Raw genomic sequence first — 17,440 nt, 5'->3', positions numbered from 1 at the left:
CTTTGCTATACAGGGCCCAATTTGGACAGGCGTCACATATGCGGATCGAGGACTTTACTCAACAGCTCATTCGCAATGACGAAGGAGTCTACGTTGGGCCAGGTTCCAGCCCTGTGTCCTACGCAGCCGAAGGGCATGCCGGCTGTTTCCAGGTCGAGGATGCCTCGTTCTGGTTCCGGCATCGCAACAACTGCATCGCCAACATGGTTGCTAATCAGCCGTTCCGAGGCGCCATGCTTGATATCGGGGGCGGCAACGGTTACGTCGCGCAGCGACTGAGCAACGAGGGGCACGACGTTGTGCTGCTCGAACCCGGCCCACCGGTGCGCACAATGCCCGGGTCAACCGGGGACTGGAGCACGTGGCATGCGCCACGGTCGAGGACGCCGGATTCCAGCCAGGCAGCTTCGGGGCGATCGGCATGTTCGACGTGATAGAGCACATCGACGACGATCGGAATTTTCTGGCGTCGATCGCCCCATTGCTCGCACCCGGCGGGCGACTCTATCTCACAGTGCCTTGCCATCAATGGCTGTGGCCATCAATGGCTGTGGTCCCAGGCCGACGTCCATGCCGGTCATTTCCGCCGACACACAACCCGCTCATTGATGGCGTTGCTCGATGGGTTCTTCGAAATTGACTATCTGAGCCACTTTTTTCGCCCGCTGATCGCCCCGCAATTCCTGTTTCGCGCCCTACCCTATCGATTGGGCATAGGGCGCAACAAAAATCTCCTGTCGGCGGAGGCCGAGCACGGCTCCGATAACGGCGTGGTAGTGCGCGCGATTTCCAGGCTGCTTGAAAGCGAGGCGAAAGTCATTGCCGACGGAGAGTCACTTGGATGGGGTTCCAGCTGCATAGTGGCCGCCCACCGGTTGTAATCCGTCGGCCATTCTCACGAATGGTCGAAAAAGATTGCGCGGCTAGCCCGGCGGCGACAGGATTTCGACCAGCTCCTCGACCAGTTCTTCGAGCGTGTTTGCTGAGGTATCCAACACAATGTCAGGCTGCGCCGGTATCTCGTAAGGCGAGTCGATGCCCGTGAAGTTGCGCAGGTGGCCAGCGCGCGCCTTTGCGTACAACCCCTTGACGTCTCTTTGCTCCGCCGCCTCCAGCGAGGTGTTGACGTAGGCCTCTATGAACTCCCCCTTCGCGAACATCTCGCGTGCCATTCGTCTTTCCGCCCGGAACGGCGAGATGAAGCTCACCAGGACTATCAGGCCCGCGTCCACCATAAGCCTCGCGGTCTCCGCCACACGACGGATGTTCTCCACGCGGTCTTCGTCCGTGAAGCCCAGATCCTTGTTGAGACCATGGCGAACATTGTCACCGTCAAGAATGTAGGTGTGATAGCCATTCGCCAACAGGCGCTTCTCGACCAGGTTGGCAATGGTGGACTTTCCCGAGCCAGACAGCCCCGTGAACCATAAACACCTGGGTTGCTGGTGCTTGATGCGGGCGCGTGCGTCTTTATCGACATCCACGTGCTGCCAGTGGATGTTGGCGGCGCGGCGCAACGCGAAAGCGAGGGTGCCGGCCGCAACGGTGGCGTTGGTCTGACGGTCGATCAGTATGAAGGCGCCCATGTCCCGGTTATCTGCATAGGGCTCGAACGCAACGGGCTGGTCCAGATGAATGTTGCAATAGGCGACCTCATTCAGCTCAAGGCGTTTGGCCGCCAACTGCTCTTGCGTATTTACGTCGACCTTGTGCTTGATGTCGGTGATCGTGGCGCCCACCGTGCGCGGCCCGATCTTGAGCCGGAAGGGCCGCCCCGGCAGCAGCGGGGATTCCCCCAGCCACAGCAGATGGGCTGCAAACTGATCAGCCACTTCGGGTGGATGGGACGCCGCGGCAATCACGTCACCACGACTGACGTCTATCTCGTCGACCAGCGCCACGGTCACGGCCTGGCCCGGCAGGGCAGACTCAAGATCGCCGTCGGCCGTGACGATGCGAGCTACTTTCGAACGACGCCCGGACGGTAGCACGACAACTTCGTCGCCCGTTGAAACCGGGTCTGAGATCACCGGTCCGGCGAAACCGCGGAACTCCTGATCCTGTCGGCACACCCACTGTACTGGCAGGCGAAAGCCACGCCCGGGTACTTCCCGGGAGGTGCCGACGGTTTCCAGACGCTCCAGCAGAGTTCGCCCCCGGTACCAAGGAGTCGCGGCCGAGCGCTGCAACACGTTGTCGCCCTTCAGCGCCGACAGCGGTATGCAAGCCACCTCGGGGATACCCAGGCGAAGCGCTAAATGCCGGTACTCCGAGGCGATACTTTCAAAGGTGTCAGCGTTGTACTCGACCAGGTCCATTTTGTTGACCGCCAGCACCACGTGGCGAATGCCCAGCAGCGACACGATGTAGGTGTGCCGACGGGTCTGGGTCAGAAGCCCCTTGCGGGCATCGACCAGCACGACCGCGAGGTCGGCGGTGGATGCCCCGGTAGCCATGTTGCGGGTGTACTGTTCGTGGCCCGGACAGTCAGCCACGATGAACTTGCGCTTGTCGGTGTCGAAAAAGCGGTAGGCGACATCGATCGTGATGCCCTGTTCGCGTTCGGCGGCGAGGCCGTCCAGCAGCAGGGCGTAATCGATGGTGTCGCCCTGGGTGCCATGGCGTTGGCTGTCGAGCTCGAGCGCGGCCAGTTGATCGTCGAGCAACCGTTGGGTGTCGTGCAACAGACGGCCAATAAGCGTGCTCTTGCCGTCGTCGACGCTGCCGCAGGTGATGAATCGAAGCAGGTCTTTGCTCTCATGCTGCCTCAGATAGGCGGCCACCGCAGCCGCGGCATCCGCTCGCGCACCGCCTGGGACCGCCATCAGAAGTAACCCTCCTGCTTCTTCCTTTCCATGGATGCGGCCGGATCCCGGTCGATTGCCCGGCCTTGGCGCTCCGACGTAGTGGATACCAGCATCTCGGCAATGACCTCCTCCACGGTTTCCGCACTGGATTCGATCGCACCCGTCAGCGGATAGCAGCCGAGTGTGCGGAACCGGACTGTCTTCAGCATCGGGGTCTCGCCCGGATTCAGGGGCAGCCTGCCGTCATCCACGAGCACCAGCGCGCCATCGCGCTCGACAACCGGCCGCTCACGGGCGAAGTACAGCGACGGCACCCGGATGTTCTCGCGGAAGATGTACAGCCAGACGTCCAGCTCGGTCCAGTTGGAGAGCGGGAACACGCGAACGGATTCACCCTTGTGGATGCAGGTGTTGTATAGGTTCCAGAGTTCCGGGCGTTGCTGCTTCGGGTCCCAGCGATGCTGGGCGGTGCGGAACGAGAAAACCCGCTCCTTGGCGCGAGAGGCTTCCTCGTCCCGCCGTGCGCCACCGATAGCCGCATCGAAGCCCCACTTGTCCAAGGCCTGCTTCAGCGCCTGGGTCTTCATCACGTCGGTATGGACGGTCGCACCGTGGGTGATCGGACCGATGCCGCGCACAAGTCCATCGGGATTGGTGTGAGTGCGCAGCTCCATCCCGGTCTCGGCCGCGCGCCGGTCGCGGAACGCGATCATTTCGCGAAACTTCCAGCCGGTGTCCACATGCAACAACGGCATGGGCGGCTTGCCCGGGTGGAACGCCTTGCCCAGCAGATGCAGGAGGACCGAGCTGTCCTTGCCGACCGAATACAGCAACACCGGGTTGCGGAATTCCGCGGCCACCTCGCGCAGGATGTGGATGCTTTCCGCTTCGAGCCGGTCGAGATGTGAGAGAGAAGATGTCATGGCTGAAACCGGCCTCTCAAGACGCCTGTGTAGACCGCACGACAGCTCTGCGGCAATCCGTCGGGTCAGCTAACCACCTCGCCCATGTCGCGTAGGATCGAGCGTCCCCGGCCAACACCAAAGTAGGCGATACCTGCCCTTTCAACCACCGCAGGGTCGTACAGGTTGCGCCCGTCGAAGAGTACGGCGTCCCGCAGAGAAGTGGCCAGTGTCGAAAATTCGGGACTTCGAAACTCCCTCCATTCGGTGACCACGACCAACCCGTCGGCGCCGTCGATAGCGTCATCGGCCGATCCGCAAAGCACCAGGTCGTCGCGATCGCCAAAAATCCGTTGTGCTTCATGGTTGGCTTCGGGATCGTAGGCACGGACGCGTGCACCGGCGCCCCACAGCTGTTCCAGCAATCGCCGACTCGATGCGGCCCGCATGTCGTCGGTGTTGGGCTTGAAAGCCAGCCCCCATACGGCGAACGTCTTGCCGGTCAATTGCTCGCCCTGATAGTGCTTCCGCATCAGCTCGAAGAGATGCTCCTTCTGGCGCTCGTTGACGGACTCGACCGCGTTCAGCAACTCCGGGTGGTATCCGTGACTGCCTGCTGTCCTTGCCAGGGCTCGCACGTCCTTGGGAAAACACGACCCGCCGTAACCCGCTCCAGGATAGATGAAGTGCCAGCCAATCCTGGGATCGGAACCGATTCCCTGGCGCACCATCTCCACGTCGGCGCCCACCTTCTCAGCGATGTTGGCAATCTCGTTCATGAAACTGATCTTGGTAGCCAGCATGGCATTTGCCGCGTACTTGGTCAGTTCGGCCGACGCCACGTCCATCACCACGAACCGGTCGTGGTTGCGCACGAAGGGCGCATAGAGCTGGCGCAATTTTTCCACCGGTTCGGCGCCATCTGCACCGATGACGATCCGATCGGGACGCATGCAATCGTTGACCGCGTCGCCTTCTTTCAGGAATTCGGGATTGGATGCCACGTGGAAATCGATTTCGATCCCGCGGACCATCAGTTCCTTCGCAATCGCTTCCCGGACCTTGACGGCGGTTCCCACCGGGACCGTGGATTTATTGACGATCACCGCGGGCGACACAAGGTGTCGGCCGATGGTTCGCGCCACCTCCACCACGTACTTCAGATCGGCGCTGCCGTCCTCGTCGGGTGGAGTACCCACCGCAATGAAGATGATCTCGGCGGTCGCGCTGGCATTGGCTGCGTCGACGGTGAAATGCAGACGGCCGGCCCCATGGTTGGCCAGAACCAACGGCTCCAGACCGGGCTCGTAGATGGGTATCCGGCCCTGCTGTAGACCCGCAATCTTGCCGGCGTCGACATCGACACAAGTCACGCCGTGACCGACTTCAGCCAGGCAAGTGCCGGTTACCAGACCGACATAACCCGTACCAAAAATCGTTACCTTCATTGGGATCCTTCAGGGATGTTTGAGACTACTGACGGCTTAAACGATCGGGCAGCCGGTTTTCTCTTGGAGTTCCTGCTTCCCGACACCCGGCGCCAGATCGATCAGTTTCAGGCCCTCGGGTGTCACATCCATTACCGCAAGGTCGGTAATGATCCGGCTGACAACCCCAACACCCGTCAACGGCAACGTGCACTCCGGCAGGATCTTCGGCTCGCCATGCTTGGTGGTGTGCTCCATCAGCACCACCACCCGCTTTACGCCGGCGACCAGGTCCATCGCGCCGCCCATGCCCTTGACCATCTTGCCCGGCACCATCCAGTTGGCGAGGTCACCCTTGTCGGTAACCTCCATGCCGCCGAGGATCGCCAGGTCGATGTGACCGCCGCGGATCATCGCGAAGGAATCGTGGCTGCCGAAGTAGCTGGCGCCCTCGCGCGCGGTGACGGTCTGCTTGCCGGCGTTGATCAGGTCGGCGTCGATCTCGTCCTCGGTCGGGAACGGGCCGATGCCGAGCAGGCCGTTCTCGGACTGCAGCCATACGTCGACGCCATCGGGAATGTAGTTGGCCACCAGCGTCGGCAGGCCGATGCCGAGGTTGACGTAGGCACCGTCGGTGAGTTCCTGCGCGGCGCGCTGCGCCATCTGCTCGCGGGTCCAGGCCATTACTTGCTCCTCACGGTGCGCTGCTCGATGCGCTTCTCGGGGGTCGGGTTGTGGACGATGCGGTCGACGTAGATGCCGGGCAGGTGCACGTGGTCGGGGTCGATCGCGCCAACCTCGACAATCTCCTCGACCTCTACGATGCAGACTTTGCCGGCCATCGCACATGCCGGATTGAAGTTGCGCGCTGTCTTGCGGAACAGCAGGTTGCCGGCCTTGTCGGCCTTCCACGCCTTGACCAGCGAGACGTCGGCGACCAGCGCGGTTTCCAGCACGTAGTGGCGACCGTCGATCTCGCGGGTTTCCTTGCCTTCGGCGACCACGGTGCCGTAACCGGTCGCGGTGAAGAACGCCGGGATGCCGGCGCCACCGGCGCGCAGGCGCTCGGCCAGGGTGCCCTGCGGGTTGAACTCCAGCTCCAGCTCACCGGCCAGGAACTGGCGTTCGAACTCCTTGTTCTCGCCGACGTAGGACGAAATCATCTTGCGGATCTGGCGGGTGCCGAGCAGCTGGCCAAGGCCGAAGCCGTCGACGCCGGCGTTGTTGGAAATCGCGGTCAGGCCCTTGACCCCGGAATCGCGCAGCGCGGCGATCAGCGCCTCGGGGATGCCGCAGAGGCCGAAGCCACCGACCGCGAGGGTCTGGTTGTCGGCAACGACGCCCTCAAGCGCCGTCTTCGCGTCGGGATAGAGCTTGCTTTTCGCTTCGCCGGCACGGGGCGCGGCGGCACTGGCCTGGGCCATGGGACAACTCCTTTGCGGGATGCGGCCAGTGTATCGCGGTGATGTATGGAGCCGAACCGTACGTTCGGGCAATGGGCGGTGCGTGGGCCCTCACCCCGGCCCTCTCCCGCAAGCGGGAGAGGGGGCAGTTCAGGAGCGGCCGTAGACGTCTTCGAGGCGCACGATGTCGTCCTCGCCCAGATAGCTGCCCGATTGCACCTCGATCAGTTCCACCGGCTCGGTGCCATGGTTGCGCAGGCGATGGACGCTGCCCAGCGGGATGAAGGTGCTCTCGTTCTCGTGCAGGTTGAAGACCCTGTCATCGCAGGTGACTTCGGCCACACCCGACACCACCACCCAGTGTTCGGCGCGGTGCGCATGCTTCTGCAGGCTCAGGGCCGCGCCGGGCTTGACCACGATGCGCTTGACCTGGAAACGCTCGCCGACGCCGATGGAGTCGTAGCTGCCCCATGGCCGGTAGACCTTGCGATGGAACAGATGTTCGTTGCGGCCAGCAGCCTTCAGCGCATCCACCACCGCCTTGACGTCCTGTACCCGGTCCTTGCGCGCCACCAGGGTCGCGTCCGGGGTGTCGATGATGACCAGGTCGTCAACACCGATGGTGGCGATCATGCGCCGCTCGGAGGCCTTGATCAGGCTGTCACGGGTATCGATCGAAATCACGTCGCCTTCGTTGCGGTTGCCATCGGCGTCGTGTTCGGCGACCGCCCACAGCGAGCTCCACGAACCGATGTCGCTCCAACCGCAGCTGACCGGCACCACCGCCGCGCGGTCGGTCTTCTCCATCACCGCGTAATCGATGGAATCACTGGGGTTGGCCGCGAAGGCATCGGCATCGACCCGGATGAAGTCGAGGTCCGACGAAGCCGCTGCATGCGCCGCGCGCGTAGCCGCCAGGATTTCCGGGGCGTGGCGACCCAGTTCCTCCAGGTATTTCCGTGCGCCGAACAGGAACATGCCCGAGTTCCAGGCATAGTTGCCCTCGGCCAGGTATTTTTCGGCGGTGGCGAGGTCGGGCTTCTCGACGAAACGCCCGATACGGTAGCCGCCCTCACCCAGCGCCTCGCCACGCAGGATGTAGCCGTAGCCGGTCTCCGCGTAATCGGGTTTGATCCCGAAGGCCACCAGCCAATCTTCGCTTCCGAGGCCGCGGGCGGTCGCCACCGCCGCCTGAAATGCCGCCTCGTCCTCGATCAGGTGATCGGCCGGCATCACCAGCATCGTCGCCTCGGGGTCGGACTCCAGCACGTGCAGCGCCGCCAGCGCGATCGCCGGTGCGGTGTTGCGCGCCATCGGCTCGAGCACGATGCCGCCGCTGCCCACGTCGATCGCCTGCAACTGCTCGCCGACCATGAACCGGTGGTCGTCGCTGCAGACCGTCACAGGCGGCTGCACGCCCGGCAGCGCGTTGGCCCGGAGGATGGTTTCCTGGTACAGCGACCGCTCGCCGACCAGCGCCAGGAACTGCTTCGGCTGGTTCTGGCGGGACAACGGCCATAAGCGTGTTCCGCTCCCACCGCTAAGCACTACCGGATGCAACATGACCCATCCTCGCAACACGTTTGGCGCAAAGGATAGCCGACCCTGAACACTCCGGAGTGCGCCTCCCCGCTAGGATGTGAACGCCATCGACGGAAGTGATGCCCCATCCCTCAAATCGAGCACTCGCTCGAATCCAGAAGAGCCAGACCCATGAGCAAACCCGTCAACAACGTTTTCGTCCTATGCACCGGCCGATGTGGTTCCGTCACCTTTTCCAAGGCGTGCGGACATTTCTCGAATTTCACGGTGGGTCACGAAAGCCGGTCAAAGATTGGCGGAGCCGCACGAACTCAGTATCCGCAGGCTCACATCGAGATAGACAACAGACTGACGTGGTTTCTCGGAATGCTTGAGGCTCGCTACGGCGACTCGGCGCTGTATGTTCACCTGACGCGCAACCGGGATGAGGTGGCAAACAGCTTTAACCGCCGATGGCACATGCGGGGTTCCATTGTTCGCGGTTATTGCGACCACATTCTTTCGGCTTCAGTAAAAGACCCTCTGGCCGCCTGTTACGACTATATCGACACGGTCGAATCAAATATATCAGCGTTTCTTCGTGACAAAACCCAAGTACTGCATTTTGATATCGCTGACTATCAATCAAAATTCCCCGAATTTATCGATCGCATTTCGGCCAGGGGCAACCTTGAACAGTCAATGGCCGAGTGGACAAAGCAATACAATCGCAGCGCATGAACTCCCCGCTCTGCGACACTAGTGGTGGGGCGCTCTAGCTCGCGGCGATGCCACAGTTGACCGCCTCCCTGATCTGAGTTGCTCGCGCTCCATGAGGCGGCAGCCCACTCCCACTGACAGCGGCGGCCGGGCCTCGGCTCCGCTAGAATGGCCGGTCATCGGCCCCACGGCCGCGCACCTACCCAAAGGACCCCGCAAACGATGAAGATCCTCGTCGGCTACAAGCGCGTGGTGGACTTCAATGTCCGCATCCAGGTCAAGCCGGACGGCTCCGGCGTGGTCACCGACGGCGTCAAGCTGTCGGCCAACCCGTTCGATGAAATCGCCCTCGAAGAAGCCCTGCGCCTGCGCGACAAGGGCATCGCCACCGAGGTCGTGGTCGCCACGATCGCCCCGGCCGACGCCCAGGCGCACCTGCGCAACGGCCTGGCGATGGGTGCCAACCGCGCCATCCACGTCGTCACCGACGCCGGCCAGGACGTGCAGCCGCTGACCGCCGCGCGCACCTTCCTGAAGCTGGTCGAGAAGGAGCAGCCGGACCTGGTGATCCTCGGCAAGCAGGCAATCGACGACGACGCCAACCAGACCGGCCAGATGCTGGCGACGATCTGGGGCCGGCCGCAGGCGACGTTCGCCTCCAAGCTGGAAGTGGCCGGCGGCAAGGCCACCGTGACCCGCGAGGTCGACGCCGGCCTGGAGACGCTGGAAGTCGACCTGCCGGCCGTGGTGACCACCGACCTGCGCCTCAACGAGCCGCGCTTCATCAAGCTGCCCGACATCATGAAGGCCAAGAGCAAGCCAATGGAGTCGATTCCGTTCGCCGACCTCGGCGTGGAAGCCGGCGACGGCCTGAAGACCACCGGCTACGCGCCGCCGCCGAAGCGCAGCAAGGGCGTGATGGTCAAGGACGCGGCCGAACTGGTCGCCGCACTCAAGCAGAAGGGGCTCCTCTAATGGGCAAGGTACTGATCATCGCCGAGCACCTCGACGGCAAGCTCAACGCCTCCACCTCCAAGTGCGTGACCGCCGCGCAGGCGCTGTCGCCGGACTCCATCGACGTTGCCGTGTTCGCCGCCGATCCGTCCGTGGTCGCCGCCGAAGCCGCGCAGATCGACGGTGTCGCCAAGGTGTTGAGCGTCGCCAATGCCGCCAACGCGCAGGCGATTGCGCAGGTGCTGGCGCCGCAGGTTGCCAAGCTGGCCGAGGGTTACAGCCATGTGTTCGGCCCGTCGACCACGTTCGGCAAGGACCTGATGCCGTGCGTCGCCGCCCTGCTCGGCGTGGCGCAGGTGTCGGACGTGATGGCGGTCGAATCCAGCCACGTGTTCAAGCGCCCGATCTATGCGGGCAACGCGATCATCACGGTCGAGGCACCGGCGGAGCAGACCGTGGTCGCCACCGTGCGCACGGCGTCGTGGTCGGAAGCGGCAAAGGGCGGCAATGCCGCCGTCGAGGCCGTCAGCGTCGATGCGGAGTTGCCCACCCACACCCGCTACGTGGGTCTGGCCGCCGGCGAGTCCGACCGGCCAGACCTGCAAAGCGCCAAGCGTGTCGTCTCGGGTGGCCGCGGCGTGGGCTCGGAAGAGAATTTCAAGATCATCTACGACTTCGCCGACAAGCTCGGCGCGGCGGTCGGCGCCTCGCGCGCGGCGGTCGACGCCGGTTATTGCCCCAACGAAATGCAGGTGGGCCAGACCGGCAAGATCATCGCGCCGGAGCTGTATGTCGCCATCGGCATCAGCGGCGCGATTCAGCACCTGACCGGCATCAAGGACGCCGGGACGATCGTGGCGATCAACAAGGATGCGGATGCGGCGATTTTCGAGATTGCGGATATCGGGCTCGTGGGCGACCTGTTCACGGTGCTGCCGGAGCTGGAAGCGGCGCTGTAGTCTTGCCCTTGTCCACGCCTCCCTCGCCGCAGGTCTCGGTAGTCTCCCCCGTTTACGGATGCCGGGAGTGCATCGAGGACTTGGTGGACCGGATTGATCAGGCGATTCGGCCGCTTGGCTGCATCCATGAAATCGTACTCGTGGATGATGCCAGTCCCGATGAGGCGTGGTCGCGTATCGCGGAGCTCTCCAGAATCCACGCACACGTACGCGGCATCCGGCTCTCTCGAAACTTCGGACAGCACGCAGCGATCAACGCCGGCCTGTTCGCTGCCAGAGGCCAGAAGATCGTGGTCATGGATTGCGATCTTCAGGACAGACCTGAAGAAATTCCGCGGCTTCTCGAAGTCCTGAATGATGATGTGCAGATCGCCCTCGCCAGTCGAGTTGACCGGCAGGACACACTCTTCAAGAAGTCAGCGTCCCGCGCCTTCTACCGACTGCTCGGCTGGTTGACCGACAGTGAATACGATTCGACAACGGCGAACTTCGGCGCTTATTCGCGAAAAGTCATCGATACTGTTTTGAGCATGCCCGAATCCGACCGTTTCTTCCCCCTTCTCGTCAGATGGACCGGCTTTCGAGCCGTGCTCGTAACGGTGACCCATGGCCGCCGCGAGCATGGGCGCAGCGGTTATACCCTCCGCCAGTTGATACGCCTGGCCACGAACGTGGCCTTGTCTTTCTCCGACAAGCCATTGCGACTTGTAGTGAAAATGGGCCTGTTCGTTGCCGGCCTGGCAGCATTGATAGTGCTCTACAGCGTCTACCGATACTTGGCCGGCGACGTTGAAGTTGCAGGGTTTACCAGCATTGTGGCGTCAATCTGGCTCATCGGAAGCGTCATTCTATCCAGCGTCGGGGTAGTCGGGCTTTACGTGGGCCGCCTGTACAACCAGACGAAACTTCGACCGCACTTCATCATTGCCGAGCGGTCCGGCACATGATCGACGGCGGCCACCTTCATTTGTCTGTACCCGATTCGACGCGCTTTGGTTACAGGATTGTGCGCGGACAGGTCGATGAAACAGTCGCAGGCGAGGAGGTGCTGGCCGACATTGAAAAGCTGCGGGCGGACATCGCCATCTTTCGATGTCCCGCCGGATGTCTGCGTCAGGTACGCAGCCTCGTCGAGTCAGGCCTCCCGCCCATCCATGCCGACACCCTGGTGTATTACCGATGCGATCTGCCGGCCCGTCTCGATACCGGGCTCCGCGGTCCGGCACCAGACGTTCCAGCCAGCGTGCGACGCGCAACACTGGACGATGGTGTGGCAATCGCCGGCATCGTGCGCAGTGGGTTCGATGGGTACCGAAATCACTACCACGCAAACCCCCTGCTCAGAGAGCAGGATATTATCGAAGGATATATTGAATGGGCTCGGTCCTATACTCGTCCACAGACCGGAAAATGCACATGGGTGGTTGAAACCGAGCGCGGCGTCGTCGGTTTCGCGACGTGCGGGGAATACAGTGGCCAGCGGGAAGTCGAGATAGTGCTGAATGCCGTGGACCCGACCCATAACGGGAAAGGCCTCTACTCACTGCTGTTGCACTCGCTGCTCAACCACTATGCATGCAGCGGGTTCGATACCCTCGCCATCTCCACACAGGTATGGAATTACAAAGTGCAGCGGGTCTGGATGCGATGTGGCCTGCTCATGTCCCATGCCTTTGACACCTACCACGTGAACTCACGGCACCTGTGTCGGGGCAATACATGAAAATACTTTCGACCTCTTTTCCCTGGCTGATGGTCGCTGCCACCATTCTTCTCACCACCTACGGTCAAATTGTCCTGAAATGGCAGGTGACTACCCCAGCCCCAATCCCGTTCAAAGCAATGGAGCATTGGCCACCCATTATGCTGATGCTGCTGCGACCCTGGGTGATATCTGCGCTATTGGCCGCCTTCCTCGCTGCGGTCTGCTGGATGATGGCCATGTCGCGCCTTGAGCTCAGCCGGGCCTATCCATTCATGGCATTGAACTTCGTGCTGGTCGGCCTGCTGGCGGTTCCTTTTTTCGGCGAAGCGCTTACCCGTCCCAAGCTGGTCGGGCTACTGCTGGTGGTGACTGGCTTAGTGGTCCTCAGTAGAGGATGATTGGCTCTACTCCCCGATTTGCTGCTTTGCGCTCCATCTAGGGCCTCGCCATGCTCCCCTTTAATAAGCCCTATATGTCGGGCCGCGAACTCGACCTGATCAAAGAAGCTTACGCGCAGGGCCATCTCTCCGGGGATGGGATGTTTACGAAGCGTTGCCACTCCTGGCTGGAATCCCACACCGGTTCCGCCAAAAGCCTGCTCACCCACAGTTGCACGGCGGCGCTCGAGATAGCCGCCCTGTTGCTTGATCTGCGTCCTGGCGACGAGGTGATCATGCCGTCTTTCACCTTCGTCTCGACCGCGAATGCCTTCGTTTTGCGCGGTGCCGTCCCGGTTTTCGTGGACATCCGCGCAGACACGCTCAATATTGACGAACGATTGCTCGAGGCGGCCATAGGCCCCAGAACAAAGGCGATCTGCGTAGTGCACTATGCGGGCGTGGCGTGCGAGATGGACGAGATAATGACGATCGCGCGTCGGCATGGCCTGCCGGTGGTGGAGGACGCGGCGCAAGGAGTCATGTCTTCCTACAAAGGCAGGCCCTTGGGAGCCATTGGACAGCTCGGCGCGTTCAGTTTCCACGAGACAAAAAACGTGATTTCGGGCGAAGGTGGCGCCTTGCTCATAAACGACGCCCGGTATATCGAGCGCGCGGAGATCATCCGTGAAAAAGGGACTGATCGTAGTAGATTCTTTCGTGGGCAAGTGGACAAGTATACTTGGATCGACGTCGGGTCCTCTTATTTACCGGGTGAAGTAGTTGCCGCTTTCCTTTTCGCCCAACTTGAAGAGGCCGAATCGATTACCCAGCAGCGACTGAAAATCTGGGATACGTATCACTGCTGGGCCGAGCGCCTCGAGGTTGATGATCGGCTGCGTCGCCCAGTGGTGCCCGCGGAATGCCAGCATAACGCGCACATGTACTATTTGCTCTTGCCGTCGCTGGCCCACAGGGAACATTTCATCGCATCACTCAAATCACAGGAGGTCGGCGCGGTCTTCCACTACGTACCTCTGCATTCCACCCCCCAGGGGCGACGTTCCGGACGGGTATCCGGCCAGATGGACGTCACAGATTCCTGCAGCGAACGACTCGTACGGCTCCCGATGTGGATTGGAATCGAGCCTCATATGGACCGGGTGCTAGCGGCGTGCGAAACCGCGCTGGAACACGCGGAAGCAGCGAGCCGCATGCATTGGAGTTCGGCAACTTGACTTCATCGAGAAGCCATTGGGCTACGCGCCCGGTACGGGTGACCCACAATCGGGGGCTGCGGGTATGCGGGTGATGGTCGCTTTCGGAACGCGCCCCGAAGCCATCAAGATGGCACCCGTAGTGAAAGCATTGCAGTCGCACCCCGGCTTCATAACCACCGTGGTGGTCACCGGTCAACATCGCGAAATGCTGCGGCAGGCTTTACGTGTATTCGATATTGTTCCGGACCTCGACCTCGACCTGATGCGTCCGGATCAACATCTCTCGTCTTTAACGTCGTCGGCCGTCGCCGCAATGGATGATGCGATTCGCCAGCACAAGCCTGCGCTTCTCCTTGTGCATGGAGATACAACCACGACGCTTGCAGCGGCATTGGCGGGTTTTTACTCAAAGGTGCCGGTTGCCCACATCGAAGCTGGCCTTAGAAGCGGGAACCTCCAGGAACCCTGGCCGGAGGAGATGAACCGTCGCGTTTGCACTACACTTTCGGCATTGCATTTCGCCCCCACTGAACGGGCCCGCGAGAATCTACTCGCCGACGGGGTTCCGGACTCAGCCATCGAAGTCACCGGGAACACTGCTGTTGATGCTCTTTTAATGGCGGATGGTATGCTGCGGCACGATCCATCGCTGCAGATGTCCATGGGGCAACGGTTTCCACAGCTGCAGACGACCAAGCGGTTGTTGCTGGTAACAGCTCACCGTCGGGAAAATTTCGGTCCTCGGTTCGAGGCAATCCTCCGTGCCCTTCGGTCCATTGCGGGCCGCGACGACGTGCAGATCGTGTATCCCGTCCACCCCAATCCCAATGTATCGGATCCTGCGCGAGAGGCTCTCGGAGACCTCGCCAATGTCGTTCTTGTCCCGCCGCAGGATTACCTGCCTTTTGTATACCTGATGCAGCGCGCGCATTTGATTCTCACTGATTCCGGTGGCCTCCAGGAAGAAGCACCGTCGCTCGATACGCCGGTCCTGGTAATGCGCGATACCACCGAACGACCCGAGGTAATCGCGGCAGGTGCCGCGCGCCTGGTAGGCACCAACACCAGCGTGATTGTCGAAGCGGTCGCCGACCTGCTCGACTCGCCAATCGCCCACGAATCGATGTCCCGTGCTGAAAATCCCTATGGCGACGGACGCTCCGCAGCTCGCATCGTGCAGTCACTTGCTGAGCGTTACCTGCCATAACGATACATGCGTTTTCGCTGCTTGCGGCGCTTACCAGCGTGGATTCAAGCCTCCATGGTGCCTAGAATGCATCCAACAGCCCTGATCGCCCCGTTTGTCCGATGGACTTCACGCTCTTCGATTGCAGCGGCATTCCTCCTCCTGGGCGGTGGGGTGGCGCTGGGCATTCTGGGCACCTATAGCTCTGCCCGGGAATTTGTACTGGTGCGGGATCATGGGCTTGAGGGGATAGTCGCTGCCTGGTTCATCGTCGCCTTCAGCTTGGCATTGTTCGGAACGGTGGTACATCTCGCCCGCCGCCCTCGCCCGCTCGATCCAAAATGGTTCCTGGTGGCTTTGATCGCGGGCGGTGCCATCGCACACGTGATACTTGTGGCGATCGTCAAGCCGGTATGGGGTAGCGACTATCGACTTTACTGGGAATACGCTCAACGCCTGGTTGAGCAGGGGGAGTACGGGGGCCTGACGCGACCGTACTATTCACGCAGCCTGTTTGTCCCATATCCCATCGTGCGGATATTCGGCCCCGACGCCATCTTCATGCTCAAGCTGGCTAACGTTGGCGTGATGGCCTGCATCCAACTCGCCGGGTACGACCTTATGAGGAGGATTCGTGGTCATCAGGTCGCGCAGGCCGGTTCACTGTTGTTCCTCGCGGCTCCCATCCCCGCATTCACAATGATGATTCCCAGTCATGACCTCTGGGGATTGTTGTTCGTTTCCGCAGCGCTATGGACGGCCACCTTTTCCTACGATGCGGCGAAGCGAACGGGGCCCGCCGGATTGACTGTCGCTATACTGGCGGCCGTAGCCACCGGCGCGCTGACATATTTGGCGCAGGTCCAGAGGGGCACCGGCCTGTTGCTCTGCGCGGCACTGCTCCTGACCGCTGCGCTGGCATTCGCCGGGTCGCGTATGGAGCAGGCACCATGGTGGCGCACAGTGCGAAGTCGCCACCTCGCAATGGCCGCCCTGTTTGCGCTCGTTTACTGTGCCTCCAGCATCGCGGACGAACACATCAAGCTGCGGTCCGACGACCGCCCGAAGCTGATGAATATCAAGTTCGCCGCAAATGCCTCTGGCATGGGCAACGGAAAAAGCGATTGGGCCGCCCGTTTCAGTAAACGATTCTCCAGCGGGCACGGCACTCCGGAACGTGCCGAGGATCTTTTCCACTCACTTGCCCTTTCCAGTTGGGCCCTGGCTCCCCGCGACAGCGGTGCCCGGGTGGCGAAGTACTCGGAACGGCTGTTTTCGCTGACGTATACCCGTGACTGGGACTGGTTGCTACGAAAGCCCGCTGGACTGTCCAAGGGTGCTCGCGAGGCGATGTTGTTCTATGCCGACGTCTACGGGTTCCTGTTCGGCCTTGCCTTGCTGATCTCTATCCTGAAAACAGCTGCTACGTGGCGCCTCCCGCACCCCACTGTGACAGCATCGATAATATTCGTAGTGGCCGTGGCCTTGCCACTCGTGCTGATATTTGAGAACAAGCCCTACAATGTTTTTCCCATCTGGCTGGTTGGAGCGTTATTGACAGCCAGTCAACTCAGGCCCGTCGTCCAAGCCAACACATCCCAGTGGTGGCGAAACCCGGCAATAGGGGGATCGATATTCATAGCTCTCATCGTGCTTCTCGCGCCGCTGGCCATCCGCGCTATATTCGAAGAGTCCAATGGGCGATTGCTGTCGGACTGGACACTGCGGAGCAAGAATATCGACGTCCCGGATGGGTGGCTCAATAGAATGTTGTCGGCCCGACCAGAAGCTTTTGATCGAACGCCCCTCGAGAATGCGGGAATGAAAGAACTCTACCTACGGAATGCGCCGGAGGACGGGGCGCGAATCCAGAAGTACGCACCCCAGAACTACGCGCGGCTAGAATTTCCCGCCCCGCCAACTGGTAATTCCACCATCTCGCTGGAGACCGAGGCATGCATCGCCGCGACGGGAAGAAACCAGCTGGAATTCTTTCTCTACTCCCCGAGCATCAGCGGCAACACTGATGACCAGGACTTCCAGTTACAGGTACTGGTAGACAACCGAGTATCCGAGGACATCGATATCCCGTTACAGGGGAAAGATTTCCGGCGCTTCGTGGTCACGAAGGGGCTGGCTGACAACTCCTGCCACAAAGTCGCATTCCGCCTCAGGGCAACTGCCACTGGAAATCGGGAGGTTCCATTCGTCGAGATCTGGCTGCCGCGACTGATCCACTAGACGCGACAGTGGTTCCAT

At 61.5% G+C, this 17,440-nt stretch carries 17 protein-coding genes and 1 pseudogene; 11 read left to right on the top strand and 7 right to left on the bottom strand.

The annotated features are described in order from the left end of the window. Window positions 1–32 precede the first annotated feature (32 nt). Window positions 33–293: a hypothetical protein gene (locus ACT9AS_RS03325; protein ID WP_445098687.1), complete on the bottom strand. Its 261-nt coding sequence runs from the start codon at window positions 291–293 to the stop codon at window positions 33–35. A 29-nt stretch (window positions 294–322) separates the two neighbouring features. Between ACT9AS_RS03325 and ACT9AS_RS03320 the strand changes: the two are divergent. Both ACT9AS_RS03320 and ACT9AS_RS03315 read left to right on the top strand, forming a co-directional pair. Next, window positions 323–640 (top strand): annotated as a pseudogene (locus ACT9AS_RS03320) (class I SAM-dependent methyltransferase); the annotation flags it as partial. Continuing rightward, complete coding sequence (locus ACT9AS_RS03315; RefSeq protein WP_445098686.1) at window positions 609–881, top strand: hypothetical protein; 273 nt, start codon at window positions 609–611, stop codon at window positions 879–881. The pseudogene ACT9AS_RS03320 and the gene ACT9AS_RS03315, both read left to right, overlap by 32 nt. A gap of 42 nt (window positions 882–923) precedes the next feature. Here ACT9AS_RS03315 and cysN read toward each other — a convergent pair whose 3' ends face one another. The 6 genes from cysN to ACT9AS_RS03285 all read right to left on the bottom strand — a co-directional run bounded on the left by cysN (window position 924) and on the right by ACT9AS_RS03285 (window position 8,102). Further along, a complete protein-coding gene (gene cysN / locus ACT9AS_RS03310; RefSeq protein ID WP_445098685.1) occupies window positions 924–2,825 on the bottom strand; it encodes a sulfate adenylyltransferase subunit CysN in 1,902 nt (633 codons plus the stop codon). Further along, the gene (gene cysD, locus ACT9AS_RS03305; RefSeq protein WP_445098684.1) at window positions 2,825–3,730 is read right to left on the bottom strand and encodes a sulfate adenylyltransferase subunit CysD; all 906 of its coding nucleotides are present in this window, start codon (window positions 3,728–3,730) and stop codon (window positions 2,825–2,827) included. Before cysD ends, cysN begins: the two co-directional genes overlap by 1 nt. 65 nt (window positions 3,731–3,795) lie before the next feature. Continuing rightward, on the bottom strand, window positions 3,796–5,157 hold the full coding sequence (locus ACT9AS_RS03300) for a nucleotide sugar dehydrogenase (protein WP_445098683.1): 1,362 nt from the start codon (window positions 5,155–5,157) through the stop codon (window positions 3,796–3,798). Window positions 5,158–5,193: 36 nt separating this feature from the next. Beyond that, entirely contained in the window at window positions 5,194–5,820 is a 627-nt protein-coding gene (locus ACT9AS_RS03295) for a 3-oxoacid CoA-transferase subunit B (protein WP_445098682.1), read from the bottom strand. Then, window positions 5,820–6,560, bottom strand: coding sequence for a 3-oxoacid CoA-transferase subunit A (locus tag ACT9AS_RS03290; RefSeq protein ID WP_445098681.1), 741 nt, complete (start codon window positions 6,558–6,560; stop codon window positions 5,820–5,822). The genes ACT9AS_RS03295 and ACT9AS_RS03290 overlap by 1 nt, the downstream gene beginning before the upstream one ends. A 129-nt stretch (window positions 6,561–6,689) precedes the next feature. Continuing rightward, window positions 6,690–8,102: a mannose-1-phosphate guanylyltransferase/mannose-6-phosphate isomerase gene (locus ACT9AS_RS03285; protein WP_445098680.1), complete on the bottom strand. Its 1,413-nt coding sequence runs from the start codon at window positions 8,100–8,102 to the stop codon at window positions 6,690–6,692. A gap of 150 nt (window positions 8,103–8,252) precedes the next feature. Here ACT9AS_RS03285 and ACT9AS_RS03280 point away from each other — a divergent pair, with 150 nt between their 5' ends. From ACT9AS_RS03280 to ACT9AS_RS03240, 9 genes are all read left to right on the top strand, one after another. Next, a complete protein-coding gene (locus ACT9AS_RS03280; protein ID WP_445098679.1) occupies window positions 8,253–8,801 on the top strand; it encodes a hypothetical protein in 549 nt (182 codons plus the stop codon). Between the two features lie 201 nt (window positions 8,802–9,002). Further along, complete coding sequence (locus ACT9AS_RS03275; protein ID WP_445098678.1) at window positions 9,003–9,755, top strand: electron transfer flavoprotein subunit beta/FixA family protein; 753 nt, start codon at window positions 9,003–9,005, stop codon at window positions 9,753–9,755. Next, window positions 9,755–10,693, top strand: coding sequence for an FAD-binding protein (locus ACT9AS_RS03270; protein ID WP_445098677.1), 939 nt, complete (start codon window positions 9,755–9,757; stop codon window positions 10,691–10,693). Before ACT9AS_RS03275 ends, ACT9AS_RS03270 begins: the two co-directional genes overlap by 1 nt. A gap of 2 nt (window positions 10,694–10,695) precedes the next feature. Next, a complete protein-coding gene (locus ACT9AS_RS03265; protein ID WP_445098676.1) occupies window positions 10,696–11,640 on the top strand; it encodes a glycosyltransferase in 945 nt (314 codons plus the stop codon). Continuing rightward, window positions 11,637–12,416, top strand: coding sequence for a GNAT family N-acetyltransferase (locus tag ACT9AS_RS03260; protein ID WP_445098675.1), 780 nt, complete (start codon window positions 11,637–11,639; stop codon window positions 12,414–12,416). The genes ACT9AS_RS03265 and ACT9AS_RS03260 overlap by 4 nt, the downstream gene beginning before the upstream one ends. After that, entirely contained in the window at window positions 12,413–12,796 is a 384-nt protein-coding gene (locus ACT9AS_RS03255; RefSeq protein ID WP_445098674.1) for an EamA family transporter, read from the top strand. The genes ACT9AS_RS03260 and ACT9AS_RS03255 overlap by 4 nt, the downstream gene beginning before the upstream one ends. Before the next feature lie 50 nt (window positions 12,797–12,846). Beyond that, window positions 12,847–14,013, top strand: coding sequence for a dTDP-4-amino-4,6-dideoxygalactose transaminase (gene rffA, locus ACT9AS_RS03250; RefSeq protein ID WP_445098673.1), 1,167 nt, complete (start codon window positions 12,847–12,849; stop codon window positions 14,011–14,013). A gap of 64 nt (window positions 14,014–14,077) precedes the next feature. Further along, on the top strand, window positions 14,078–15,202 hold the full coding sequence (gene wecB, locus ACT9AS_RS03245) for a non-hydrolyzing UDP-N-acetylglucosamine 2-epimerase (RefSeq protein WP_445098672.1): 1,125 nt from the start codon (window positions 14,078–14,080) through the stop codon (window positions 15,200–15,202). Between the two features lie 66 nt (window positions 15,203–15,268). Beyond that, window positions 15,269–17,422: a hypothetical protein gene (locus tag ACT9AS_RS03240; RefSeq protein WP_445098671.1), complete on the top strand. Its 2,154-nt coding sequence runs from the start codon at window positions 15,269–15,271 to the stop codon at window positions 17,420–17,422. The last annotated feature ends 18 nt before the right edge of the window (window positions 17,423–17,440 follow it).

It is taken from the genome of Lysobacter sp. F60174L2 (genome assembly GCF_052547135.1).
Note: the sequence above shows the minus strand (reverse complement) of the source record. Positions and strands in the feature narration are given on the sequence as shown.

Bases quoted from the DNA above. Each gene is read 5' to 3' on its own strand.
- ACT9AS_RS03315 (WP_445098686.1), top strand. From the start codon at position 609: ATGGCGTTGCTCGATGGGTTCTTCGAAATTGACTATCTGAGCCACTTT.
- cysN (WP_445098685.1), bottom strand. From the start codon at position 2,825: ATGGCGGTCCCAGGCGGTGCGCGAGCGGATGCCGCGGCTGCGGTGGCC.
- cysD (WP_445098684.1), bottom strand. From the start codon at position 3,730: ATGACATCTTCTCTCTCACATCTCGACCGGCTCGAAGCGGAAAGCATC.
- ACT9AS_RS03300 (WP_445098683.1), bottom strand. From the start codon at position 5,157: ATGAAGGTAACGATTTTTGGTACGGGTTATGTCGGTCTGGTAACCGGC.
- ACT9AS_RS03295 (WP_445098682.1), bottom strand. From the start codon at position 5,820: ATGGCCTGGACCCGCGAGCAGATGGCGCAGCGCGCCGCGCAGGAACTC.
- ACT9AS_RS03290 (WP_445098681.1), bottom strand. From the start codon at position 6,560: ATGGCCCAGGCCAGTGCCGCCGCGCCCCGTGCCGGCGAAGCGAAAAGC.
- ACT9AS_RS03285 (WP_445098680.1), bottom strand. From the start codon at position 8,102: ATGTTGCATCCGGTAGTGCTTAGCGGTGGGAGCGGAACACGCTTATGG.
- ACT9AS_RS03280 (WP_445098679.1), top strand. From the start codon at position 8,253: ATGAGCAAACCCGTCAACAACGTTTTCGTCCTATGCACCGGCCGATGT.
- ACT9AS_RS03275 (WP_445098678.1), top strand. From the start codon at position 9,003: ATGAAGATCCTCGTCGGCTACAAGCGCGTGGTGGACTTCAATGTCCGC.
- ACT9AS_RS03270 (WP_445098677.1), top strand. From the start codon at position 9,755: ATGGGCAAGGTACTGATCATCGCCGAGCACCTCGACGGCAAGCTCAAC.
- ACT9AS_RS03260 (WP_445098675.1), top strand. From the start codon at position 11,637: ATGATCGACGGCGGCCACCTTCATTTGTCTGTACCCGATTCGACGCGC.
- ACT9AS_RS03255 (WP_445098674.1), top strand. From the start codon at position 12,413: ATGAAAATACTTTCGACCTCTTTTCCCTGGCTGATGGTCGCTGCCACC.
- rffA (WP_445098673.1), top strand. From the start codon at position 12,847: ATGCTCCCCTTTAATAAGCCCTATATGTCGGGCCGCGAACTCGACCTG.
- wecB (WP_445098672.1), top strand. From the start codon at position 14,078: ATGCGGGTGATGGTCGCTTTCGGAACGCGCCCCGAAGCCATCAAGATG.
- ACT9AS_RS03240 (WP_445098671.1), top strand. From the start codon at position 15,269: ATGCATCCAACAGCCCTGATCGCCCCGTTTGTCCGATGGACTTCACGC.